The 22,497-nt window shown below is 68.8% G+C and carries 18 protein-coding genes and 1 pseudogene; 8 read left to right on the forward strand and 11 right to left on the reverse strand.

Features of this window, described 5'->3' with window-relative positions:
• Positions 1–21 precede the first annotated feature (21 nt).
• The 3 genes from ACQPYH_RS19830 to ACQPYH_RS19840 are packed head-to-tail and all read left to right on the forward strand — an operon-like array spanning position 22 to position 2,578.
• Entirely contained in the window at positions 22–456 is a 435-nt protein-coding gene (locus tag ACQPYH_RS19830) for a hypothetical protein (RefSeq protein WP_432893307.1), read from the forward strand.
• A complete protein-coding gene (locus ACQPYH_RS19835) occupies positions 453–1,328 on the forward strand; it encodes a tetratricopeptide repeat protein (RefSeq protein WP_432893308.1) in 876 nt (291 codons plus the stop codon). The genes ACQPYH_RS19830 and ACQPYH_RS19835 overlap by 4 nt, the downstream gene beginning before the upstream one ends.
• Complete coding sequence (locus ACQPYH_RS19840) at positions 1,325–2,578, forward strand: tetratricopeptide repeat protein (protein WP_432893310.1); 1,254 nt, start codon at positions 1,325–1,327, stop codon at positions 2,576–2,578. The genes ACQPYH_RS19835 and ACQPYH_RS19840 overlap by 4 nt, the downstream gene beginning before the upstream one ends.
• Before the next feature lies 1 nt (position 2,579).
• On the opposite strand, the gene ACQPYH_RS19845 is transcribed toward ACQPYH_RS19840, so the two are convergent.
• A complete protein-coding gene (locus ACQPYH_RS19845) occupies positions 2,580–4,706 on the reverse strand; it encodes an elongation factor G-like protein EF-G2 (protein ID WP_432893312.1) in 2,127 nt (708 codons plus the stop codon).
• Positions 4,707–4,825: 119 nt separating this feature from the next.
• Between ACQPYH_RS19845 and ACQPYH_RS19850 the strand changes: the two genes are divergently transcribed.
• A complete protein-coding gene (locus ACQPYH_RS19850; RefSeq protein ID WP_432893315.1) occupies positions 4,826–6,712 on the forward strand; it encodes a DUF2207 domain-containing protein in 1,887 nt (628 codons plus the stop codon).
• A 66-nt stretch (positions 6,713–6,778) separates the two neighbouring features.
• On the opposite strand, the gene ACQPYH_RS19855 is transcribed toward ACQPYH_RS19850, so the two are convergent.
• The 3 genes from ACQPYH_RS19855 to ACQPYH_RS19865 are packed head-to-tail and all read right to left on the reverse strand — an operon-like array spanning position 6,779 to position 10,230.
• Entirely contained in the window at positions 6,779–7,306 is a 528-nt protein-coding gene (locus ACQPYH_RS19855) for a ferritin (RefSeq protein ID WP_432893317.1), read from the reverse strand.
• Between the two features lie 9 nt (positions 7,307–7,315).
• Positions 7,316–9,217: a DUF2264 domain-containing protein gene (locus ACQPYH_RS19860; RefSeq protein WP_432893320.1), complete on the reverse strand. Its 1,902-nt coding sequence runs from the start codon at positions 9,215–9,217 to the stop codon at positions 7,316–7,318.
• On the reverse strand, positions 9,214–10,230 hold the full coding sequence (locus tag ACQPYH_RS19865) for a hydroxyacid dehydrogenase (RefSeq protein WP_432893322.1): 1,017 nt from the start codon (positions 10,228–10,230) through the stop codon (positions 9,214–9,216). The genes ACQPYH_RS19860 and ACQPYH_RS19865 overlap by 4 nt, the downstream gene beginning before the upstream one ends.
• A 176-nt stretch (positions 10,231–10,406) precedes the next feature.
• On the opposite strand from ACQPYH_RS19865, the gene ACQPYH_RS19870 reads away from it, so the two are divergent.
• The 3 genes from ACQPYH_RS19870 to thrS all read left to right on the forward strand — a co-directional run bounded on the left by ACQPYH_RS19870 (position 10,407) and on the right by thrS (position 13,718).
• Positions 10,407–11,321, forward strand: coding sequence for a proteasome assembly chaperone family protein (locus ACQPYH_RS19870; RefSeq protein ID WP_432893324.1), 915 nt, complete (start codon positions 10,407–10,409; stop codon positions 11,319–11,321).
• A gap of 108 nt (positions 11,322–11,429) precedes the next feature.
• A complete protein-coding gene (locus ACQPYH_RS19875) occupies positions 11,430–12,275 on the forward strand; it encodes an acyl-CoA thioesterase (RefSeq protein ID WP_432893326.1) in 846 nt (281 codons plus the stop codon).
• Between the two features lie 147 nt (positions 12,276–12,422).
• Positions 12,423–13,718, forward strand: a complete 1,296-nt coding sequence (gene thrS, locus ACQPYH_RS19880; protein ID WP_432893329.1) for a threonine--tRNA ligase — start codon at positions 12,423–12,425, stop codon at positions 13,716–13,718.
• Here the strand turns inward: thrS and ACQPYH_RS19885 are convergent.
• The 5 genes from ACQPYH_RS19885 to ACQPYH_RS19905 all read right to left on the reverse strand — a co-directional run bounded on the left by ACQPYH_RS19885 (position 13,660) and on the right by ACQPYH_RS19905 (position 18,236).
• Positions 13,660–13,944, reverse strand: a complete 285-nt coding sequence (locus ACQPYH_RS19885; protein WP_432893331.1) for a GlsB/YeaQ/YmgE family stress response membrane protein — start codon at positions 13,942–13,944, stop codon at positions 13,660–13,662. The genes thrS and ACQPYH_RS19885 overlap by 59 nt on opposite strands.
• A gap of 66 nt (positions 13,945–14,010) precedes the next feature.
• Positions 14,011–14,868: a MaoC/PaaZ C-terminal domain-containing protein gene (locus tag ACQPYH_RS19890; RefSeq protein ID WP_432893333.1), complete on the reverse strand. Its 858-nt coding sequence runs from the start codon at positions 14,866–14,868 to the stop codon at positions 14,011–14,013.
• 1 nt (position 14,869) lies between these two features.
• A complete protein-coding gene (locus tag ACQPYH_RS19895) occupies positions 14,870–16,216 on the reverse strand; it encodes a 3-oxoacyl-ACP reductase (protein ID WP_432893336.1) in 1,347 nt (448 codons plus the stop codon).
• A gap of 8 nt (positions 16,217–16,224) precedes the next feature.
• The gene (locus ACQPYH_RS19900) at positions 16,225–17,502 is read right to left on the reverse strand and encodes an acetyl-CoA C-acetyltransferase (protein WP_432893339.1); all 1,278 of its coding nucleotides are present in this window, start codon (positions 17,500–17,502) and stop codon (positions 16,225–16,227) included.
• Positions 17,499–18,236: a TetR/AcrR family transcriptional regulator gene (locus ACQPYH_RS19905; protein WP_432893342.1), complete on the reverse strand. Its 738-nt coding sequence runs from the start codon at positions 18,234–18,236 to the stop codon at positions 17,499–17,501. Before ACQPYH_RS19905 ends, ACQPYH_RS19900 begins: the two co-directional genes overlap by 4 nt.
• Before the next feature lie 96 nt (positions 18,237–18,332).
• Between ACQPYH_RS19905 and ACQPYH_RS19910 the strand changes: the two genes are divergently transcribed.
• Positions 18,333–19,709: an acyl-CoA dehydrogenase family protein gene (locus ACQPYH_RS19910; RefSeq protein WP_432893344.1), complete on the forward strand. Its 1,377-nt coding sequence runs from the start codon at positions 18,333–18,335 to the stop codon at positions 19,707–19,709.
• 793 nt (positions 19,710–20,502) lie between these two features.
• Here the strand turns inward: ACQPYH_RS19910 and ACQPYH_RS19915 are convergent.
• Both ACQPYH_RS19915 and ACQPYH_RS19920 read right to left on the reverse strand, forming a co-directional pair.
• A pseudogene (locus tag ACQPYH_RS19915) lies at positions 20,503–21,090 on the reverse strand (response regulator); the annotation flags it as partial.
• Between the two features lie 88 nt (positions 21,091–21,178).
• A complete protein-coding gene (locus ACQPYH_RS19920) occupies positions 21,179–22,204 on the reverse strand; it encodes a sensor histidine kinase (protein WP_432893347.1) in 1,026 nt (341 codons plus the stop codon).
• Positions 22,205–22,497: the final 293 nt, after the last annotated feature.

Below are 22,497 nucleotides of genomic sequence, written 5' to 3' on the forward strand. Positions count from 1 at the left end.
CCTGTCCACCCGAGGAGCCCGATGCCGGACGAACTTCTGCGCCCGACGATCGGCGCGGGTGTGGACATGTCCGTACGCCCGTGGCGGCTGATGTCGCAGGCGTACGTCGCCTTCTTCGGCGGCGTGATCGCGTCGACGGCCGTTGCCTTCCTCAACTCGCGCCGGCTCGGTGTCGACGCGGCCAAGCGCCGGCTGATCCTGCTGACCGGAGTCGTCGGCCTGATCGCCGTTGTCGCCCTGTTCGTCCTGCTCGACGGCGAGAGCCTGCAGGTCAGCTCACGCGTGGTGGCTGTGTTGTGCTTCCTGGTCCAGCTCCGGCTGCAACGCCCGATGGACCGCGCGTTCCAGCTTCGCGGCACGGACTACGGATCCCTCTGGGTTGTGGGGATCGGCCTCACGATCGGCGGGGCTGTGACGGAGGGTCTGATCCTGCTCCTGGTGACGGTGATCCGGTGAACGAACCGAGCGAAGCGCGTCTGCAGATGGCGGCGCATTGGCTGCGGATCGGCCACCCGCAGCGCACGCTGGACGAGCTCAAGGGGCTGACCGGCGAGACCGCCCTCGACTACCGCGCGTATCTGTTCCGCGGCGCCGCTCTGCACTCTCTCGACCGGAACGCCGAGGCCATCGACGTACTGCGTGACGGCTTGGCGCTGCACGGCCCGTTCCCGGCGTTGCTCCATGTGCTCGGCTCGGCCCTGCGCTCCGAGGGACGCCTGCCCGAGGCCGAGGCCGCGTTCCTCCAGGGTCTGAGCCTCGACCCGAACGATCCCGATCTCCTGCTCGGCTATGCGCGCGTTTGTCTGACAGCCGGCCAGGCAGACAAGGCAGGCGCACTGGTCGAGCGCGCCGCGTCGCATGCGCCGGAGAGCGCGGCCGTCTCAGCGGCTCGTGCGCAGGTGGCGTTCGCGCTCGGCAAGGACCGCGACATGCACCGCCACAGCACCGAGGCGCTGGCACACGATCCGGAGGACCCGAACGCGCGAGCCCTGCACGGTACGGCGTCCATGCTGACCGGCGACTCGCGGTCGGGCTACACGTCGCTCGCGTCGGCGGCAGCGTCCCAACCCGGTGACGCGGACCTGCGCGACGCGGCTCGCCAGGCGAAGCTGATCAACCACCCGTTGATGCTTCCGCTGCGCCCGTTCTCCCGGGTGAATCCGCTGATCGTCTGGGTCTGTGTCGTCGCGGTGATCTACGGCCTCCGTGCCGTCGGTCTCGCGCCGGTGTCCTTCGCGTTCGCCATGATCTGGTTGGCGTTCTGCGTGTACTCGTGGGTGGTCCCACCGCTGGTCCGCCGCTGGATCAACAGGAAGTGGGGTCAATGAGCAACGACCGGATCACCGCGCTGCGTAAGGCTGTCGAGGCCAGTCCGGATGACGTGATGCTGCGGCTGCTCCTCGCCGAGGGGCTCGCCACAGCCGGTGAGAACGAGGAGGCGCTCGACCAGTACGTCGTACTGCTTGATCAGCAGGGGCTTCCGGACGACCAGTTCGTCCCGGTGGGTGAGCTGGCGGCGGCGAACGGGCGGCTCGCCCTGCTGCGGAACCTGCTCGAAGCGGCCCGCCAGCAAGGCGTCGTCGAGGGCACGGGCCGGCTGCAGCAGCTCGTCGACGGCATGATCGCCGAGCGCAGCGGCGTACGGATCAAGGTCGGTCCGGAGGAAGACCAGGATCCTTTGAGCGCCGACGCGGTCAAGGAGACGACCACCTTCGACCAGGTCGGGGGGATGGACGAGATCAAGCGGGTGATCCACCGGATGGTGATCCTCCCGCTGAGCCGGCCGGAGCTGTACGAGAAGTACGGCCGCAAGTCCGGCGGCGGTGTGATGCTCTACGGTCCGCCCGGATGCGGCAAGACGCTGCTCGCACGGGCGACGGCGGGGGAGTGCGGTCTGCCGTTCATCAATGTCCGGATCGAGGACGTGATGGACCCGTACCTCGGGGTGTCGGAGCGCAATCTGCACGCTGCCTTCGAGCGCGCCCGCGCCAACGGTCCGTGCGTACTGTTCCTCGACGAGCTGGACGCGTTGGCGTTCGCGCGGCACAAGCACGGCGGGTCCGAGGCGCGGCGGCTGGTCGACGTACTGCTGCAGGAGCTCGACGCGATCGGCTCCGAGAATGAAGGCCTGCTCGTGCTCGCCGCGACCAACGCGCCGTGGGACGTGGACGAGGCGATGCTCCGGCCCGGCCGCTTCGACCGGGTGATCTTCGTGCCGCCGCCGGACGAGCCCGCCCGCGCGGACATCCTGACCGTGCTGACGAAGGACGTGCCGGCCGACGGCCTCGACCTGAAGGCACTCGCCGCGCAGACGCCGATGTTCAGCGGCGCGGACCTGCGTGCGCTGATCGAGCGCGGCGTGGACAAGGTCATCGACGAGGCGCTCACCAGCGGTGGCGAGCCGCCGCTGGACATGCGTCACCTGACCGAGGCGCTGGCCGCGGTGAAGCCGTCGACGCTCGACTGGCTGCACCGCGTCCGCTCGTACATCGAGTTCGCCAACCAGAGCGAGCGGTACGACGATGTGGCGGCGTACCTCAAATCCCGCGACGTACGCCGCCGCCTCAACAAGCCTTAGCTCATTTCATCTTGGCTGCGGCAGAGTCCGGCATCGCCTCGTAGCGGGAGAACTGACGGCTGAAGGTCGCCGCGCCGTGCGACAAGGACCGGAGATCGATCGTGTAGCGAGTGATCTCCACCTGAGGTACTTCGGCCTTGACCAGCGTCCTGTCGTCGCCGACCTTGTCCGTGCCGAGCAGCCGTCCGCGCCGCCCGGACAGGTCGCTCATCACCGCGCCGACCAGGTCGTCCGGCACGAGCACCGAGACCAGATCCACCGGCTCGAGCAGGCTGACGTGCGTGGCGGCCGCCGCCTCGCGCAGTGCGAGCCCGCCGGCCATCTGGAACGCCATGTCCGACGAGTCGACGCTGTGCGCCTTGCCGTCCAGCAGCGTGACCCGGATGTTCACCATCGGGTACCCGGCCGACACACCCTTCTCCATCTGGGCGCGGACGCCCTTCTCGACGCTCGGGATGAACTGCCGCGGCACCGCCCCGCCGACGACCTTGTCGACGAACTCGAAGTCGGATCCCTGCGGCAGCGGCTCCACCTCGATGTCGCAGACGGCGTACTGACCGTGGCCGCCGGACTGCTTCACATGCCGCCCGTGCCCCTTCGCCTTGCCGCCGAACGTCTCCCGCAGCGGTACGCGCAATTCCACGGTGTCGACGGTCACGCCGTACCGGCTGGACAGCGCGTCGAGCACGACATCGGAGTGCGCCTCGCCCATGCACCACAGCACGATCTGGTGGGTCTCCGGGTTCTGCTCGATCCGCAGCGTCGGATCCTCGGCGGCCAGCCGCTGCAACCCGACCCCGAGCTTGTCCTCGTCGGTCTTCGCATGCGCTTGTACGGCGATCGGCAGCAACGGCTCGGGCATGTTCCACGGCTTCAGCAGCAGCGGGTCCGTCTTGTCGGAGAGCGTGTCACCGGTCTCCGCCCGGGTCAGCCGGCCGATCGCGCACATGTCACCGGCGACCACCGTGCCGGCCGGGCGCTGGGTCTTGCCGAGCGGGAACGACAGCGCGCCGATCCGCTCGTCCTCGTCGTGGTCCTCGTGCGAGTTGTGCTCACCGAAGAACGACGTGAAATGGCCCGACACGTGAACCGTCGTGTCGGGCCTGATGGTGCCGGAGAACACCCGCACCAGGCTTACCCTGCCGACGTAGGGGTCCGACGTCGTCTTCACCACCTCGGCGAGCAGCGGGCCGTCCGGGTCGCAGGCGAGCCCCTTGCGGGCGACACCGTGCGGGTTGAAGACCTCCGGGATCGTGTGCTCGGGCGGCGACGGGAAGCCGCTCGTGATCACCTCGAGCAGCTCGAACGTGCCGACGCCGGAAGCGCTGCAGACCGGGATGACCGGGAAGAACGAGCCGCGGGCCACCGCCCGCTCGAGGTCCTCGATCAGCACCTTCTGGTCGATCTCCTCGCCGCCGAGGTACCGATCCATCAGCGACTCGTCCTCGGACTCCTCGATGATCCCCTCGATCAGCGTGCCGCGCAGTTCCTCGATCTCGTCGGCGTACGCCGCGTCCGGCGCGGAAGTCGAACGTTTACCTTCGGAGTAGCCGTAGTACGACTGGGAGAGCAGCCCGATCAGCCCGTCACCAGCGGGCAGGTAGAGCGGGAGGACCTTGTCGCCGAACGCGGCCCGCGCGGTGGCGAGCGCGTTCTGGTAGTTGGCGCGGGCGTGGTCGAGCTTGGTGACCACGACCGCCCGCGGCATCCCGACCTGGGCACACTCCTGCCAGGCCGCCTTGGTCGGCTCGTCGACGCCTTCATTGGCCGAGACAATGAACAGCGCGCAGTCCGCGGCCCGGAGGCCGGCGCGCAACTCGCCGACGAAATCGGCGTACCCCGGGGTGTCGATCAGGTTCACCTTGACCCCGTCGTGCGGCAGCGAGGCGAGCGACAGGCCCACTGAGCGCTGCTGCCGGAGCTCGGCGTCGTCGAAGTCGCACACGGTGGTTCCGTCCAGGACGGTGCCGGGTCTGTTCAGGACTCCGGAGGCCACCAGCAGGGCCTCGACGAGGGTGGTCTTGCCGGAGCCCGACGGGCCGACCAGGACCACATTGCGGATGGCGGCCGGGCTGTCCACAGCGGGCGCGGCTCCGGTGCCTTGGGAAGCATTCGTCTTGTCTGCCATGACGTTCCTCCTGGTCCACCCACGATTCCCCTAACGGACACTTCGCACAAGAGTCTTCAGGTCGCGGATTCGTGTCCGCCTCCCACGCCCGGACCCTCGCGCTCTGTAGTGTCGCCGCCATGCGTAGGGCACTCGGGGTCGTCATCACCATGCTGGTCGCCGTTCTGGCACTGGCCGGATTCGCGCTTCCTGCTTCGGCGGACGCGGGTGACGAGATCAGGAACTTCAGGATCGACTACACCGTCACGGCTGACGGCGTGCTGCAGGTGAAGGAGACGATCGACTACGTCTTCGGGAGCACCGGCCGGCACGGCATCTACCGGGACCTGGTCACCCGGGAGCCGTACAAGGACGACGATTCGAAGGACCAGGAGTACCAGGTCTCGAACATCGACGTCTCCTCGCCGACGCCGGGGGTCAGCTCCGAGTTCACCGTGGACACGTTCCAGGAGAACAACCAGCGCAACGAGAACACGCAGATCAAGATCGGCTCGGCGAACAGCACGGTCCCCGGCAACGAGGCGACGTACGTGATCTCGTACGACGTCCGCGGTGCGCTGCGGCACTTCGCGGACCACAGCGAGCTGTACTGGGATGCCACCGGTAGCGCCTGGTCCGCGGTGATCAACCAGGTGACGGTCAACGTGCAGGTGCCGCAGGGCGTGACCCAGGTCGACTGTTTCGCCGGCGAGGCCGGGTCGACACAGACCTGCCCGCAGAAGTCGGTCGTCGGCCAGAAGGGCGTGTTCGGCGCGTCCCAGCTCGAGCGCGGACAGCAGCTCACGATCGTCGCCGGCATCACCGCGGGCGTCGTACAGAACGACACCCCGATCCTGGTCGACCCGCCGAACTGGCTCGAGCGCAACGGCCTGTCCTGGCTCTCGCTCATCGGCGCCGGCCTGGTCACCGCGATCTCGGTCGTCCTCGCCGCCGTCTACGCCAAGTTCGGCAACAAGGACCAGCGGTACGCCGGGATGCCGCCTGGCACGTTCCCGCCGAGCGGGGTCGCGGCCGAGCCGGTGAAGGACGACCTGAGCAAGGACCAGATCCCGGTCGCGTTCTCGCCGCCGAGGATCCCGGTCGCCGAGGGCGGGCTGCTGATCGACGCGAAGGCCACGACCGTGGAGACCGCCGCGACGCTGATCGATATGGCGGTGCGCGGCGGCGTACGGATCGACAACACCGGCGACTCGCAGAAGGCCGTCCTGCTCAACCCGGCCGTCGCGACCGCACCGCACGAGCAGGCGCTGATGTCGGGGCTGTTCCCGACGCTGCAGCCGGGCTCGGAGGTGCTGCTCAAGCGCGGTGCGGTCGGCGACAACACGATGCGGACCGCGCACACGTCGATGATCACGGCGCTGCGAGAGCAGGTGAAGCAGCGCGGCTGGTACCTGCGGATGCCGCGGGCGGGCGGCGGGTCGCCGTTCAAGAGCGGCTTCGGTTGCGCCTGTATGGCGATGATCGGGATCTGGGTGGTCGGTGCGGGCTTCGCAGGCACGATCACCGCGGCGGCGACCGGCGGCGCGGGCCGGGCGGTGGTGATCGCGATCCCGGTGATCGCGGTGATCGTTGCCATCGGCATCTGGATCGGCATCCGTGGCCGCGGGCAACGGAACCCGGCCGGCCGGGCAGTGACCGACCAGCTGGTCGGCTTCGAGAAGTACCTGGCCACGGCCGAGGCGGACCAGCTGCGGTTCGAGGAGGGCGAGGACATCTTCTCGAAGTACTTGCCCTGGGCCATCGCTTTCGGGATCGCGGACCGCTGGCAGAGGGTGTGCGAGCAGCTCGTCGCCGCGGGCCGCATCACACCCGATCCGGTCTGGTACTACGGTCCGTCGTACTACACGTCCGGCTGGACCGCGGGCGCGGTGAGCGCGACCGTCGCCAGCACGTTCGACCCGCCGCCCACCCCGTCCAGCTCGGGCGGAGGAGGCGGCAGCTCGTCAGGCTTCAGCGGCGGGTCGTCCGGCGGCGGTGGCGGTGGTGGAGGCGGCGGCAGCTGGTAGGCAGCTGGGTCGGCCGCTCGTAGGCTGCGTCCGCCTGGCGCCCAGTCGGTCAGGCGGGGTGCCAGGTCAGACCGTGCCGCCAGCGGCCGGGGGAGCCGTCGGGTCGGTGGCGGTGGTGCCGACGACCTCGCGGGCGAGAAAGTCCTCGAGGTGGAAGAGGTTGTCGCCGGCGCGGTTGGCCACGTTCACGAGGGTCTTCATCGCGGCGACCTCCTCGACCTGCTCCTTGAGGAACCACTGCATGAATTGCTCGCCGATGTAGTCGCTCTCGTCCCGCGCGGTCCGGGCCAGCGTCTCGATCTGCTTGGTGACGGTGATCTCCTGCGCCAGCGCGAGCTCGAGCGGCTCGAGCGCAGTCTTGAAGTCGGACTCGACCTCGCCGACCGCCGGGATCTGCGGCCGGATGTCCTTGTCCAGCAGGTATTGCACCATCATCATCGCGTGATTGCGCTCTTCCAGTGACTGCTTGTAGAAGTGCGCGGCCAGCTGCGGCAGGTCCTGGTCGTCGTACCAGACAGCCACTGCCACATACTGCTGTGACGCCGTGAATTCGTTACGGATCTGCTCCAGCAGAAGTTTTTCGTACGTGCTCATGGCGTCAATCTAGTGGCCACGTCCCAGTTCGACCACCTCGACACCGCCGCCGGGCAGGCCGATGCGGACCGTCGTACCGTCCACCGTCACGTCGATGCCCTCGGCAAGCGCTTCCGGCCGCAGCGCGTCCCGCGTCAGCAGTACGGCGTTCACCAGCACCAGCGGTTCGCCGTGATGCGGGGCGGTGAGGTACGGCGTGGCCGAGTGCGCACCGAACGGATTCACGCCGAGCCCGCGATGCACGCCCGCCGCGTCGTACCCGTGCAGGCCGACCACCGCCGACACCAGCCCGTCCGCGTTCCGCGCCGACGCCACGACGGCGCCAACTGTTGCCTCAGGCAATGGCTCGCCGGCTACCGCGAACCCGCCGCTGCGCACGTACGCACCGTCCGGTCCCTCGACCAGCGCGCATCGGATCTCCCACCCGTTGTGCACCACGGACGTGATCTCGATCGCCCACGGACCCTCAGAACCGAGCCACGCCTTGTGCCAAGAGGACGCCGTGCGCTCGTCCACTCCGAGCCGCCGGATCCGGCCGCGACCGCTCGCGACACCGTCGGGAGAGACGAGCGAGATCAGGTTGTCGACGTGCGGCTCGTTGTCGGACAGGTCCGGTCCCGCGTGGTTTGCGTACGCCAACCGGTTGTAGTGCGCGTCGCCCGCAGGCTCCACGCCCTCCGGCTCGGCGACCGGCGCGTGGTCGGCGCCGTGGTTCACCAACTGCACGACCTGGTCGTGGCGGCTCGCGTGCACGATCCATCCCGGCTTCGGCATCGCCCTTTGCTGGTCCGCGTCGTCCAGCGGAATCGAGTCCTCCGGGTCCGCCCACACCGGGTGCTCCGGCGGCAGGATCAGCCCGACGAAGCCCTTCGAAGCCCAGTACGGCGAGCCAGGTCCGGAGTACTGCTGTGTTGTCGGCAGGAAGGTGTCGTACCACCCGAGCGTCAGCACGCCACGCTCGTCCGGCACGCCGTGCTGCACGAAATGCCGCGCGATCCCCGAGCACAGCCGCCGCGTCTGACCCGGCGTCAGGGGAGTGGAGTCGAGCAGAGCGCCCATCCAGTACGGCGCTGCCGCGGCCATCCGGTAGGTCAGCGATCGGCCCTGGTAGAGCGGTGCACCGTCGTTGCCGACGAAGTACAAAGCGTCCTCGAGGAAGAGGTTGATCCGCTCGCGGTACAGCTTCAGCCGGTCCTCGTACTGCGCACCCGGCGTCGCGGCGGCCATCCGCGCCCAGAGTCCCGGGTAGAGGTGCATCGCCCAGCCGATGTAGTTGTCGAAGTTCTGCCCGTCGCCGTCGGAGTACCAGCCGTCGCCGACGTACCAGTCCTCGATCCGGTCGAGGCCGCCCTCGATGTCGTCCTGCGAGTACGGCGCGCCGACCGACGCGAGGAACTGCTCGCTCACGACCTGGAACAGCCGCCAGTTGTTGTCGTGCGTCGTGGACCCGTTGAAGCCGCCGAGCCACTCCGCGACGTGCTCCTGCGCCCGCGTGTCGAGCCGGTCCCAGATCCACTCGCGCGTCTCGTGCAGCGACGCCGCGATCGCCGCGGCCTCGACCATCTGCTGCGACCGCGGGGTGAGCCGGAGCCACGCCTCGGGGTGGTCCGGATTCGCTCCGTTCGCGACTCCGCGCGCGTACCGCTCGATCAGTTCTTCGCAGCCCTTGCCCTGGACGCCGGCGATGCGGAAGGCGGCGAGCATGAAGGATCGGGCAAAGCCCTCGAGCGCGTCGGACGCCGTACCGGATCGGCTCGGCCGGCCGGGCAGTTCGACGAGCGAGGCGCCGCGGGAGAAGTACGGCACGAGCGAGTCGAGAAGGTGGTCCGCCAGCGCCTCCCAGTGCTTGCGGCTCCAACCGGTCTGCCGCGAGAGGACGCGGTCGGTGTCTGGCAGAACGAGGCGGGTCATGCGAGCCTTCCGAGTTCGGCTTGGGTGATCGCGTGCTGCAGGGGTTGCCCGGTGGAGAGGCGTTCGAGTTCGCTGACGGCCATCTCGCCGAGCCGGGCGATTTCGTTGCCGACGGCACCGGCGACGTGCGGGGTGACGAAGACGTTCGGCAGGTCGAGCAGCGGCGAGTCCGGCGGCAGCGGCTCGGGATCGGTGACATCGAGTACGGCGTCGATCCGGCCGGAAACGCACTCGCTCAGCAGCGCGTCGGCATCGATGATCTTGCCTCGCGCGGTGTTGATCAGCACCGCTCCGTCTTTCAGCAGACCGAGCAGCCGCCCGTCCACCAGGCCGACCGTCTCGGGAATCAGCGGCGCGTGCACGCTCAGGATGTCGCTCCGCCCGAACAGCGCGTCGTTGTCGACCAGCTGCGCACCGAGCGCAACAGCCTCGTCCGCGGTCAGGTACGGGTCGCTGATCAGCACCTCGAGGTCGAACTCACGCAGCCGCTCCGCGACCATCTTCCCGATCCGTGACGCTCCGAGCAGGCCGACCGTCGTACCGTAACTGCCCGGCATCCCGTGCGGGTCCGCCTTGCGTCGCTCGGTCCGGTACTGCGCCGCGAGCCGGAACGCCCGCTTCCCGGCGAGCACGATCGCGGCGACCGTGAACTCGGCGACCGGCTGGGCGTTCGCCGTGGCCGCCGACGACACCTGGATGCCGCGGTCGAACGCGGCCGGGTCGACGATCGCCTTGACCGAGCCGGCCGCGTGCAGGATCGCCTGCAGCTTCGGCGCCGCGTCGAGCACCTCCGGACCGATCCGCGGGCAGCCCCAGCCGGTGAGCAGTACGTCGACGTCCGGCAGCGCCGCCCGGACGGCGGGATCGGCGAGGAAGCTGGACCCCGGGCCGACCGGGAGCACGGTGGCGATCGCCTCGAGCCGCTGCAGGACGCTCGGCACGAGGACGCGGGACCTGGCGTCGTCGTGCATCGCCAGCATGACGGTCAGGGCGGAATCTGGTTCGCTGCTCACGGTGGACAACTTAGCAAGCGCTTTCCCAACTGTCTCGCCGACGACCGAGTCTTGGAACATCCTGAATCTTCGCCGGGACCGGAATTTGTGCCCCGAGTGACAGCGTTGGACTCGGTGAACGGCAGGATAGAGGGGCCCAACCCGCCCTGTTGGCGACTGCGCGAAGGAGAACGACGATGCTGCGACCGGACGACCTCTACGAGATCGTCGACGAGTCGGTGGCAACCGGCCCGGCGGCGACGCCGAAGGTCATGGTGCACTCGCTGGACGGGTTCATGGACGCGGGTCAGGCCGGCCGGGTGACCGCCGACCACCTGCTCGAGGTGCTCGACCACCGGCTGCTCGCGCGGTTCGACGTCGACCTGCTGCACGACTACCGGGCCCGGCGGCCTGAGGTGACGTTCGCCGAGGACCGGTTCACCGATTACACGCCGCCGCACCTTTCGCTGCATCTGGTGACGGACGACGCGGGTGTGGACTTCTTGCTGCTCGAGGGTGCCGAGCCGGACAACCACTGGGACCGGTTCGCCGGTGCGGTCCGGCAGCTGATCGAGCGGTACAACGTGACGCTGACGGTCGGCGTCCACGGCATCCCGATGGGCGTGCCGCACACCCGTCCGCTCGGCCTGACCGCGCACGCGACCCGGCCCGAGCTGGTCACCCGCTCGAACATCTGGGACGGCGAGATGGTGCTCCCCGCGAGCGCCGGCACGATGCTCCAGGTGCGATTGGGTGAGGCTGGCAAGGACGCGATGGGCTTCGCCGTACACGTCCCGCACTACCTGGCCGAGAACCGCTTCCCGGGCGCCGCGCTGGCCCTGGTGCACGCGATCTCTGCCGCGACGGGCCTGCTCCTCCCTAGCAAGGCCCTGCTCGACGAGGCCGCCGTCACCGGTCGGCTGGTCGACGAGCAGGTCGAGGCGTCCGACGACGCAAGCCAGGTCGTCAAGGCCCTCGAGACGCAGTACGACGCCGCCGAGGGCTCGCTCAGCCGGAAGAGCCTGCTGGCCGATTCCACGCCGTCCGCCGACGAGCTGGGCGCCGAGGTCGAGCAGTTCCTCGCCGAGCTGAACCGCGAGGACGACCAGTAGCCGCCCTCCAGACCGAGGGGTTTACACAGGTTGTCGGGGCCTGAAACAGGTTATTTCCTGTTTCAGGCCCCGAGTTCTTGTGTGAGGGTGCGCCTGTCAGGATGAGGCATGCCTGAGTCGCTGGAGGATCTGGTCGAGCTGCTCGACCTGGAGATGATCGACGTCGACCTGTTCCGGGGTCGCCAGCCGCAGACCTCGATGCAGCGAGTGTTCGGCGGCCAGGTGCTGGGACAGGCGCTGGCCGCCGCGAGTCGCACGGTCGACCCGGAGCGAGTCGTGCACTCGCTCCACGGTTACTTCCTGCGGGGCGGCGACACGTCCGTGCCGATCGTGTACCGCCCGGAGCCGACCCGCGACGGCGGCTCGTTCAGCAGCCGGCGCGTCGTCGCCTCGCAGAACGGCAAGCCGATCTTCTACATGTCGGCGTCCTTCCAGCGTCCCGAGCCCGGCCTCGATCACCAGGACCCGATGCCGGACGACGTCGTACCGCCCGAGGAGGCGCCGCGGTTGGCGACTGTCCTCGAAGCGCGGTCGGGTCGGCCCGCCGCGGATTGGGATCGCGAGTGGGCGGCGCTCGACGTACGACTTGCCGGCGTGACCGGCCGCCAGTTCTGGATCCGTGCCGCAGGCAAGCTTCCCGACGATCCCGCACTGCATGCGTGTGTGCTCGCCTACGCCAGCGACCTCACCCTGCTGGGTGCCAGTCTCCTTCCGCACGGCATCGTGATCGGCGACCGCCGCATCCAGCCCGCGTCCCTCGACCACGCGCTCTGGTTCCACCGCCCGTTCCGCGCCGACGAGTGGCTCCTCTACGACCAGTCGTCCCCGTCAGCCTCCGGCGCCCGGGGCTTCGCGACCGGCCGACTCTATGCACAGACCGGCGCCCTGATCGCGTCGGTTGCGCAAGAGGGTCTCATCAGGCCCGTCGGCTTGGACTCCGATCTGCTAACGTAGAAACGTGATCAAGCGCGCAGTAGTGACGACGACGCCGAGGTTCGTCCCGGCGCGCTGACATCTGACTGTCTACCGAAGCCCCGGGGCGAGTGCCCCGGGCTTTGTTGTGCTCGGTGGTTGCTCGCTCCAACTCTCTTGGAGGAAATCATGTACGACCACCGCAAGATCGGCCGCGAGCTCGGCCTGTTCGACTCCGACCCGCTGATCGGCGCCGGCCTGCCGTACTGGCTGCCCGCCGGTGCTGCTGTCCGCCGCGCCTTGGAGAGCTACATCTCCGAGGTCGAACGAAGAGCCGGCTACCAGCAGGTCTATTCGCCCGTACTCGCCAAGCGCGAGCTGTACGAGATCTCGGGCCACTGGGCGAAGTACCACGACGACATGTACCCGCCGATGGATATGGGCGCGGAGCAACTGATCCTGCGGCCGAGCATCTGCCCGCATCACGCGCTCATGTACCGCTCCCGCTCGCACAGCTATCGCGAACTCCCGCTCCGGTACTCCGAACTCGGCGGCCAGTACCGCGCCGAACTCTCCGGCGCGATCGGCGGTCTCAGCCGGGTGCGCGCGATGCAACTCAACGACGCACACATCTTCTGCCGCCTCGACCAGGTCGCCGCGGAGGCCGCTTCAGCTTTGGCGTTGATCAACCAGGCGTACGCCGACATGGGCATCAGCGCGTCGCGCTACGTCCTCGCTCTGCCCGCGGAGGACGCACGGTTCGGGGACCCGTCCAGCAAGTACGTCGGCGACGCAGACAGTTGGGCCCAAGCCGCTTCGTTGCTCCGGGATGTGTTGGAGGCGGCCGGCATCGACTACGAGGAGGCGCCCGGCGACGCGGCGTTCTACGGGCCGAAGATCGACATCCAGCTGGAGGATTCGGCCGGCCGCGAGTTCAGCCTGTCGACCGTCCAGATCGACTTCCACCAGCCGGCGGCGTTCGGCCTCGAGTACATCGGTGCCGACGGCAACAAGCATCGTCCGGTGATGGTGCACCGGGCGATCGTCGGCAGCATCGAGCGGGCGATGGCGCAGCTGATCGAAGTCCACGGCGGGGCGTTCCCGGCGTGGCTCGCGCCGGTGCAGCTCGTCGTACTCCCGATCTCGGACGACGAGGAGAAGCGGGCCGTCGAGGTGGCCCGCAGGGCGGTGGATCGCGGTCTGCGGGTCGAGATCGCGCATGCGGACGAGGGCAGCCTCGGCGCGCGGATCCGCGAGAACCGGTTGGCGCCGTATCAGGCTGTCATCGGTGCCCGCGAGGACGCGGCCGGCCTGATCGCCGTTCGCCAACGGGATGGTCAGCAGCTCGCGCCGGCTGAGATCGGGATGGTTCTCGACGACCTCCGCGACAACTGCCAACCTCCCGCACTCCGCTTGGCGGGCGAGGTCAGGCCGGATGTTGTGAGCGGCGACGCAGGATCCAGGTCGCGATCGGTACCACGATGATCGTCCCGATCAGGGCACTCAGCAGTCCTCCCCAGTCGAAGATGTCGTCGTCGCCGATGCCGAGGCCCAGCGTGAAGATCACGTAGCCGAGCAGCGCGCCCAGCAGGCCGAGTCCGATCGAAACCAGCCAGGACTTCGGCCCGCTCATGTGCCGGAAGGCATCACCGGGGACGAGCATCCGGGCCAAGGCCCCGCAGACCAGACCGAGTAGCAATGCTCCAATCATGTCCACCCCTCCTATGGTTCGGAGTGTCCTCCACCTTCTCGGCGGAGTCGAGTGGGCGAGCTGGGGTCACTCTCCTTGCAGCTGTCCGATCAGGTGAGTGACCTCATGCGACTCGTCGTACAGCGCGAAGTCGATCGTCTTGCCGGTCTGCTGGTACCCGAACTGGACCCGGGACGGCAGTAGCAATGGCTTGCGGAAATCGACGCGGACCGTGAAGGCGTCGGGCAGGTGCCCGGCGCGCTGGATGGACGCGAGCGAGGCAGCCTTGGCCCACATCCCGTGCGCGATCTGGCGCGGGAACCCGAACGCCTGAGCGGTGAGTTTGAACAGGTGGATCGGGTTCCGGTCGCCGGACGCGCCGGCGTACCGACGGCCGAGGTTGCCGCGCAGGTCCCACCACGCGTCCGCCGGGAGGACCGGGTCGGTCAGCAGGTCCGCGTGCGCGTTGGGCGTCCCGGCCGTGCGGCTGAGCAGCGTGGTGAGGTCGCTCCACACCAGCTTGTGGTCGACGAAGACCTCGCTGATGATGTCGAAGACGGTGCCCTTCGGGTGCGGGCGTTCCGGCGTACTGTGCACGCGGATGGCCGGCTCGGCGTGGATCGGGATCGGCTGCTTCTGCGTGATCGTGTTGGACAGATGCACGATCCCCATCGGCTTGTATGGGAACGAGGGGTCCGACATCAGGTCAAGATGCAGCGGGAACGCGAGCACATGCGGGTACGTCGGCGGCACCGCCGGCCCGGCCTGGAACCCGGTGACCTCGCGGTACGCCGTGAGGTGGTCCTGGTCGATCGCCGACCGGGGCAGCTCGAGCGTCAGCCCGTCCTCGTCGGGCTCGTAGTCGGCCCGGCGCAACGTCGCCCGCACGGTGCGGGCGTAGAGCGCGCCGAACTTGGGGGAGTCGTCGTACCGACGGGTGGGCATGTCACGCGCCCAGCATGCTCTGGCCGCAGACCCGGACCACGTTGCCGGTCACGCCGGCCGAGGCCGGATCCGCGAACCACGCGATCGTCTCGGCCACGTCGATCGGCAGCCCGCCCTGTTGCAGCGAGTTGATCCTGCGGCCGACCTCGCGGATCGTGAACGGGATCTTCGCGGTCATCTCGGTCTCGATGAACCCGGGCGCCACCGCGTTGATCCGGATGTTCCGCTCGGCCAGCTTCGGCGCGAGCGCCTGGACCAGACCGATCACGCCGGCCTTCGAGGTCGCATAGTTCGTCTGGCCGTTGTTGCCCGCGATCCCCGCCATCGACGAGACCCCGATGATCGAGCCGCCGTCCTTGAGTGCGCCGGACTCGATCAGGTACTCCGTGATGCGCTCCGGCGCGCGCAGGTTCACGTCGAGGACGGCGTCCCAGGCGTCGGTTCGCATGTTCGCCAGCCGCTTGTCCCGCGTGATGCCGGCGTTGTGGACGACGATGTCGAGCCCGCCGTGCTGCTCCTGCGCGTGGGCCGCGATCCGCTGCGGAGCGTCGACAGCGGTGACGTCGAGCAGAAGCTCGGAGCCTCCCAGCCGGGTCATGACCTTGCGCAACGGGTCCGCGTTCTGCGGTACGTCGACGCCGATGATCGTCGCGCCGTCGCGGGCGAGCGTGTCCGCGATCGAGGCACCGATACCGCGGGCCGCGCCGGTCACCAGCGCTGTGCGGCCGGCGAGCGGCTTGGTCGGGTCGTTGCTGACGAGCGGGCCGGTCCCGATCCGTGCGACCTGGCCGTCGACGTACGCGGACTTGGGGGAGAGGAAGAAGCGGAGCGTCGAGTCGAGCTGCTCGTGGGCGTCCGGGGCGACGTACACGAGGTTGACCGTGGCGCCGCGCTTCACCTCCTTGCCCAGCGAACGGGTGAAGCCCTCGAGCGCGCGCTGCGCGACGTGCTGCTCGGTGGAGGTCGCGAGCTCCGGCGTACGGCCGACGACGATCACGCGGCCGGCCGCGGCGAGCTGGCGGATGACGGGAGAGAAGAAGCGCTGCAGGCTGGTCAGCTCCGCGGTCGTGACGGCGCCGGTCGCGTCGAAGACCAGTGCCTTCGGGCGGATGCCGATCGACGCGACGCCTTCGGTCGCCGTACTGAACGAGGCGCCGATGTCGCGCAGCAGGGCCTGGATCGCCTTGCCGGCGTCGGTCTCCCCGATCGCGCCGAAGACGACCGGTCCGTCGATCACCGGAGACCCCTCGACCCAGCGCTGCAACGGCGTCGGGTCGGGCAGGCCCAGGTTCTTCACCAGGGTCTGACCGAGCGGTGTCCGGGTGAAGGTCTGGTAGCGGTCCGTCATCTCAGCTCCTACTTCTCGAGGATGGCGACGACGCCTTGGCCGCCCGCGGCGCAGATCGAGATCAGGCCCCGGCCGCCGCCGTTCTCGTCCAGTTGCTTGGCCAGCGCGGCGACGATCCGCCCGCCGGTCGCCGCGAACGGGTGGCCCGCGGCCAGCGAGCTGCCGTTCACGTTCAGCTTGTCGCGATCGATCTCGCCGAGCGGCGCGTCCAGGCCGAGCCGCTCCTTGCAGAAGATCGGATCCTCCCACGCCTTCAGGGTGGACAGCACCTGGGAGGCGAACGCTTCGTGGATCTCGTAGTAGTCGAAGTCCTGCAGCGTCAGGCCGGCTCTGGCCAGCATGCGGGGTACGGCGTACGCGGGGGCCATCAGCAGGCCCTCGGCGCCCTTCACGTAGTCGACCGCGGCGGTCTGCGAGTGGGTCAGGTACGCCAGGGGCCGCAATCCGTGCTCCCGCGCCCATTCGTCGGTGCTCAGGAGAACGGTCGATGCGCCGTCGGTGAGCGGCGTCGAGTTGCCGGCGGTCATCGTCGCGGTCTCGCCCTTGCCGTACACGGTCCGCAGCTTGGCCAGCTTCTCCAGGCTCGTGTCGGGGCGGAGGTTCTGGTCCTTCTCGAGGCCGAGGTACGGCGTGATCAGGTCGTTCTGGAAGCCGCGGTCGTAGGAGGCGGCGAGGTTGAGGTGGGACTTGAGGGCAAGCTCGTCCTGCGCGTCGCGGGTGATGCCCCACTCCAGCGCGGTCAGCGCGGCGTGATCGCCCATCGACTTGCGGGTCCGCGGCTCGGCGTTGCGCGGGATCTCCGGCACGACGTCCTTCGGGCGGACCCGGGCGAGGACCTTCAGGCGGTCCGGGTACGTCTTCGCGCGGTTGAGGTCGAGCAGCACGTTGCGCAGGTGGTCGTTGACCGCCACCGGCGCGTCACTCGCGGTGTCGACGCCACCCGCGATGCCGGCGTCGATCTGACCGAGCGCGATCTTGTTGCCGACCAGGATCGCCGCCTCGAGCCCGGTGCCGCAGGCCTGCTGGATGTCGAACGCCGGGGTGGTGGCGGCGAGCTTGGAACCGAGGACCACCTCGCGGACCATGTTCCAGTCGCGGGCGTGCTTGAGGACCGCGCCGGCGACCACCTCGCCCACCTCCTGACCGCCGAGGCCGGCCCGGTCGACCAGACCGTTCAGCGCGGCGGTGAGCATGTCGGAGTTGGAGGAATGCCGGTACGTCTTGTCCTGCCGGGCGAACGGAATCCGGTTTCCGGCGACGACGGCCACCTTGCGGGTCTCGGTCACGATGTCTCTCCTTTGGACTTTCGTGCGGTGGCGGAAGGTCGCTTGAGTGCTATACGCCCCACAGCGGTCGCCAGGGTCGCGGTGATGGCAGTCTCTCGCACGGTACCGACATCCGCGTGATGCACCACCGGGTGTCCGGGCTGTCCGCTCGACACGATCAGTCCGACCCTTGCCATATGCAACGATCCGAGTGTCTGTGTGTACAGGTGATTGGCCAGGTAGTCGGTGTCGACCACGTCGAACACACCGGTCCGCTGGCCGGCCTTGAGGATCGCCGCGATCCGCTCGAGCGGCGCGGCCATCGCCGTACCGAGCTTCATCATCACGGGCTCGGTGATCTCGCCGAACAGCTCCTCGCCGGTCCTTCTCAGCAGGCTCATCGCGCAGTCCGTGAACGCCGGGTAGGCCAGGCAGAAGTCGACGAAGGTCTCGCTGACCGCCTTGAGCCGGTTGAGCGGTGCACGCCTCGGGCTGTCTTTCTGTTGCAGGCCTTCGTCGAGCTCTTTCAGGTAGTCGACCAGGGTGAGGGCGAACAGCTCTTCCTTGCCGGCAAAGTGCCGGTAGATCAGCGCCTTGTTGATCCCGACCCGCTTGGCGATATCGTCGATCTGGGCGTCGATCGTGCCGCGCTCGTCGAACAGTTCGCGGGTGGCCCGGATGATGTCCCGCTCCCGGTCGCGACGACGCTCCGCCGTGGTCCGGCGGCGTCCGATCGCGAGCAGCGCGGAGCTCATGGATCGATCTTAGCCACAGCGGTACCCCTTGGTGCAAACGACGGTTACACTCGTCGGTAACATCGTACTGCCGCCTGTTGGAGGATGTTGATGACCATGACCGATCCGAAGCCCGCGGTCTCCGCCGACGTGATGGCGTTGGCCGGTGAACTCGGCGCCGAGCGGTCCCGGCCGGGCTGGAGCTCGTTCTCGCTCGGGCTGAACGACGAGCAGCTCGAGATCCGCGACTGGGCCCACACGTTCGCCGCGGACGTGATCCGCCCGGCCGCCGCGGAGTGGGACGAGCGCGAGGAAACCCCGTGGCCGGTCATCCAGGAGGCCGCCAAGATCGGTCTGTACGGCCTCGACGCCAACATCAACCTCTTCATCGACCCGTCCGGTCTGCTGATGCCGCTCGTCCACGAAGAACTCTTCTGGGGCGACGCCGGCATCGGCATGTCCCTGAAGGGCACCGGCCTCGCGTCGTCGGCCATCTTCTCCAACGGCACCCCGGAGCAGTGGAGCCAGTGGATGCCCCGCTGCTACGGCACGCCTGACGACGTACGCGTGGCTGCCTTCTGTTCTTCTGAGCCGGGCGCCGGATCCGACGTCTCTGCGATCCGCACCCGGGCTGTCTACGACGCCGTTAGTAACGAGTGGGTCATCAATGGGCAGAAGGCCTGGGCCACGAACGGCGGCATCGCCGACATCCACGTGGTCGTCGCGACCGTCGACCCCTCCCTCGGCGCCAAGGGCCAGGCGGCCTTCGTCGTACCCAAGTCCGAAGTGAAGGGCCTGGAACAGGGCACCAAGCTCCGCAAGCACGGCCTGCGCGCCTCCCACACCGCCGATGTCTTCTTCGACAACGTCCGCATCCCCGCCGCGAACGTCCTCGGCGGCAAGCAAAAACTCGACGAACGGTTGGCCCGGGCGCACGAGGCCCGCGAAGCCGCAGCCGCCGCCTCGTCGGACGGTGTTGCGGGTGCTGGAGGCGCTGCGGCTGCCGGCTCTGCCGGCCGCAACGCCTCGATGGCCACCTTCGAAATGACTCGCCACATCGTCGGCGCCCAAGCCATCGGCATCGCCCGAGCGGCGTACGAAGTGGCCTTGGACTACGCCAAAACCCGCGAACAATTCGGCCGCCCCATCATCGACAACCAAGGCATCGCCTTCAAACTCGCCGACATGGCCCTGGAGATCGACGCCGCCAGGTTGCTGGTCTGGCGAGCCGCCAACATGTCCGCCGCCCTCATGCGAGGCCAAACCCCCGACTACCGCCACGGCGAAGGCTCCATGGCCAAACTCAAAGCCGGCGAGGTAGCCGTAAAAGTCACCGAAGAAGCCATCCAAATCCTAGGCGGCAACGGCTACACCCGCGAATACCCGGTCGAACGCATGCACCGAGACGCCAAGATCTACACCATCTTCGAAGGCACCTCTGAAATCCAGCGCCTGGTAATAGCCCGAGCCATCTCCGACATGCGAATCAGGTAAGTAAAACCGGGGGAGTGGGTGGAAAGCCCCCGCCCGCTAGGCAGGTGCTCCGGCGCTCCGCTCCGCCCGCACCTGCCGCCGGACGGTGCGGGCTGCCGCCCGTCATGGGCTCGCTGCCGCTCGCGTGGGACTGCCACGTGCTGCCGCCCGACCACGATGAGACTTGTCTGTGCCGGCGGGCGCGGGCGAGTCTCGTGTGCTCGCAGTGCCTACGTATTCGATTGCGGGTGACGCCTGCTCGTGCCGGATCGCTGACTACCTCCCGGTGGCTTCGCTCGCCGTGTCGGCTTCTGCGCTGAGGCGATTGCCGCTCACGTGGATCAGGCGAATCGCGGGCGGCGTACCTTGGGGCCACGGAGCCTGGTCGGACTGGAGAAGCCGGCGTCCGATCGCGGCAGTCCGGAGTTCGCTGCACGTCTGCCAGAACGAGGCGGACGAGGCGACCGTTACTTCACCTTCGGCCGGAATAGTCAGCACAATGTTGGTGCACGCCGGCTCGAAGGTGCTGTCCCGGTCCTCGAGGCGAATCTTCAGCCCGTGTCCGGCGCCGGACCGGTTGTGCGCGCCGTTGTTCCACGTTCTGACTTGCATCTCTGGCGTCTCCGAAGATCGACCCCGCGCTGGCCGGCGCGAGTTCATCAAGCCCGGATGGCCATCGTGGAGGTATGCCACCGTGTGACTCGGCGGCTTCCAAGCGCAGCCAAACGTATGCGCTTGCTCGATGTTGACGAAGCCGTACCGCCGCGGCTCGTCGCGGTTGCCTATGCTGCGATCTGAACCCCCTAATTGCTCTCACGCGTCTGGTGTCGTGGGCCCACATTGCGATCTCTACGCGGTTGCGTACGCCGAGTTTGGTCATCAGCGATGCGACGTGGGACTTGACCGTGCTGAGGCCGGCGAAGAGCTCGGTGGCGATCTCGGCGTTGGTTCGGCCCCGTGCCACCAGGGCGAGCACCTGCTCCTCGCGCTCGGTGAGCGGGGTGATGGGCTGGACCGGTACCTCCGGCGACTGGCCGGCGAAGGTCGCCAGGAGGCGGCGGGTGACGTTGGGGGCGATCAGCACGTCCCCGTTGGCCGCCGCGTGGATGGCCTGTACGAGGAGCTCCGGACCGGCGTCTTTGAGCAGGAAGCCGCGGGCGCCGGCGCGTAGGGCGCCGAGGACGTACTCGTCGAGGTCGAAGGTGGTGATCACGACGACCGCCATCGGGTCCGTCACGTCTGGCCCGGCCAGGCGCCGCGTCACCTCGACGCCGTCGAGCCCGGGCATCCGGATGTCGACGAGGAGGACATCGGGACGCAGCTGGGTGGCCATGTCGAGCGCTGCGAGCCCGTCTGCTGCCTCCCCAACGACCTCGAGGCCGGGTTGCGCGCCGAGGATCATCACCAACCCGGTCCGGACCAAGTCCTGGTCGTCGGCTACGACAACACGGATGCTCGTCCCAACGCCTCCACCGGCAGTATCGCCTCGACTACCCAGCCACCCCACCGGGCCCCGGGCCCGCGGAGAGCGATCCGCCGAGGAGCTGGGCGCGTTCGGCCATGCCCAGCAGGCCGAATCCATGGCCCGGGGCCGGTCCCGGCTCAGTGCGTCCATCGTCGCTGACGCGCAGTCTGACGGCGTCGCCCTCCCGGCGTACGTCGATTCCGACGCGGGTCGCGCTCCGGGCATGCCGTACGGCGTTGGTCAGCGACTCCTGCGCGAGGCGATAGAGCGCGGCGTCCACGGGTGGTGCCAGCCGGGCCAACGAACCGTCCAGCGAGACCTCGACGGTGGGCGTCGCGTTCGCGCGCGCCAGAGCAGGCAGGTCCGCGACACCCAGCTGCGGTGAGTAGGCGACGGCTTCCTCCTCACGCAGCACCCGCACCATGGATCTCATCTCCGCGAGGGTTCGCGACGCTTCACGCTCGATTGCGGCCAGGACCTCGGCGGCCTTCTGAGGCTGGATGCCGGCGACCACGCGACCGGCCTGCGCCTGTACCGCGATGGCCGAGACGTGGTGGGCCACGGTGTCGTGCAGCTCGCGCGCCAGCGCCACCCGCTCCTGATTGCGGATCTCGCGCTGCTGGCGACGCCAGAGGTCCGCGCGGTAGCGGAACACCACCGCGAGGGCCACGAACAACAGCACGAGGACGGTCCCGCCGAAAATCTCGGCCCGGCCCGCGGAGGCGGCGTACATCCCCAGCGCGACGACGAGTGTCACCAACGCCGTCCCCAAGACGATCTCGCGGCCAGAGCCCCACCGCACCAGGGAGTAGAGCAGGATCAGGACGGCCGCCATGGAGTCGAGGCTGAGGTCGCCGGCGTGCGCAGCCAGCTGGAGGACCGAGAGCAGCCCGGCGATGCCCCACCCGGCCAGGGCGGCCATCAGGGGGCGGCTCCGCCGCCAGAGCAGGGCAGGCATCAGCGCCAGGGCGAACACCGTCACAAAGGGTTGCCAGGCCAAGCTCGGCCGAGCGATGCCTTCGACCAAGGCGGCGGCCGCGAGCACGCCCACCAGCAGCCAGTCGAGCCGGCCGATGGGTGGGGCGTCAGCAGGCCGCGGCTCGTGTCAGATGGAGCGCCGGATAGTGACCACGGCTCCAGCCTGGAGATCGGCGCGCGTCGGCGTACCAACCGAAAGAACTAGAGACAGACCATGCCATCGGCCAGGCGAACCCGAGCCTCCGGGCCGAGGCGCCCGCCGCCGGGGCCAGGCGATCGTGGACCTACCGATCCGCACCACACCAACGGAGCCCATGATGAGAACACGTGCCACCCTCGCAGACCAGCCGGTCCCGGTGCGAGCCA

Source organism: Kribbella sp. CA-245084 (genome assembly GCF_050942355.1).
In the GTDB taxonomy this organism is placed as follows: Bacteria; Actinomycetota; Actinomycetes; order Propionibacteriales; family Kribbellaceae; genus Kribbella.

Excerpts from the sequence above, each read along its gene's own strand:
- thrS (WP_432893329.1), top strand. The coding sequence starts at position 12,423 with ATGTACGACCACCGCAAGATCGGCCGCGAGCTCGGCCTGTTCGACTCC.
- ACQPYH_RS19840 (WP_432893310.1), top strand. The coding sequence starts at position 1,325 with ATGAGCAACGACCGGATCACCGCGCTGCGTAAGGCTGTCGAGGCCAGT.
- ACQPYH_RS19905 (WP_432893342.1), bottom strand. The coding sequence starts at position 18,236 with ATGAGCTCCGCGCTGCTCGCGATCGGACGCCGCCGGACCACGGCGGAG.
- ACQPYH_RS19875 (WP_432893326.1), top strand. The coding sequence starts at position 11,430 with ATGCCTGAGTCGCTGGAGGATCTGGTCGAGCTGCTCGACCTGGAGATG.
- ACQPYH_RS19890 (WP_432893333.1), bottom strand. The coding sequence starts at position 14,868 with ATGCCCACCCGTCGGTACGACGACTCCCCCAAGTTCGGCGCGCTCTAC.
- ACQPYH_RS19910 (WP_432893344.1), top strand. The coding sequence starts at position 18,333 with ATGACCGATCCGAAGCCCGCGGTCTCCGCCGACGTGATGGCGTTGGCC.
- ACQPYH_RS19845 (WP_432893312.1), bottom strand. The coding sequence starts at position 4,706 with ATGGCAGACAAGACGAATGCTTCCCAAGGCACCGGAGCCGCGCCCGCT.
- ACQPYH_RS19870 (WP_432893324.1), top strand. The coding sequence starts at position 10,407 with ATGCTGCGACCGGACGACCTCTACGAGATCGTCGACGAGTCGGTGGCA.
- ACQPYH_RS19830 (WP_432893307.1), top strand. The coding sequence starts at position 22 with ATGCCGGACGAACTTCTGCGCCCGACGATCGGCGCGGGTGTGGACATG.
- ACQPYH_RS19885 (WP_432893331.1), bottom strand. The coding sequence starts at position 13,944 with ATGATTGGAGCATTGCTACTCGGTCTGGTCTGCGGGGCCTTGGCCCGG.
- ACQPYH_RS19850 (WP_432893315.1), top strand. The coding sequence starts at position 4,826 with ATGCGTAGGGCACTCGGGGTCGTCATCACCATGCTGGTCGCCGTTCTG.
- ACQPYH_RS19895 (WP_432893336.1), bottom strand. The coding sequence starts at position 16,216 with ATGACGGACCGCTACCAGACCTTCACCCGGACACCGCTCGGTCAGACC.
- ACQPYH_RS19855 (WP_432893317.1), bottom strand. The coding sequence starts at position 7,306 with ATGAGCACGTACGAAAAACTTCTGCTGGAGCAGATCCGTAACGAATTC.
- ACQPYH_RS19860 (WP_432893320.1), bottom strand. The coding sequence starts at position 9,217 with ATGACCCGCCTCGTTCTGCCAGACACCGACCGCGTCCTCTCGCGGCAG.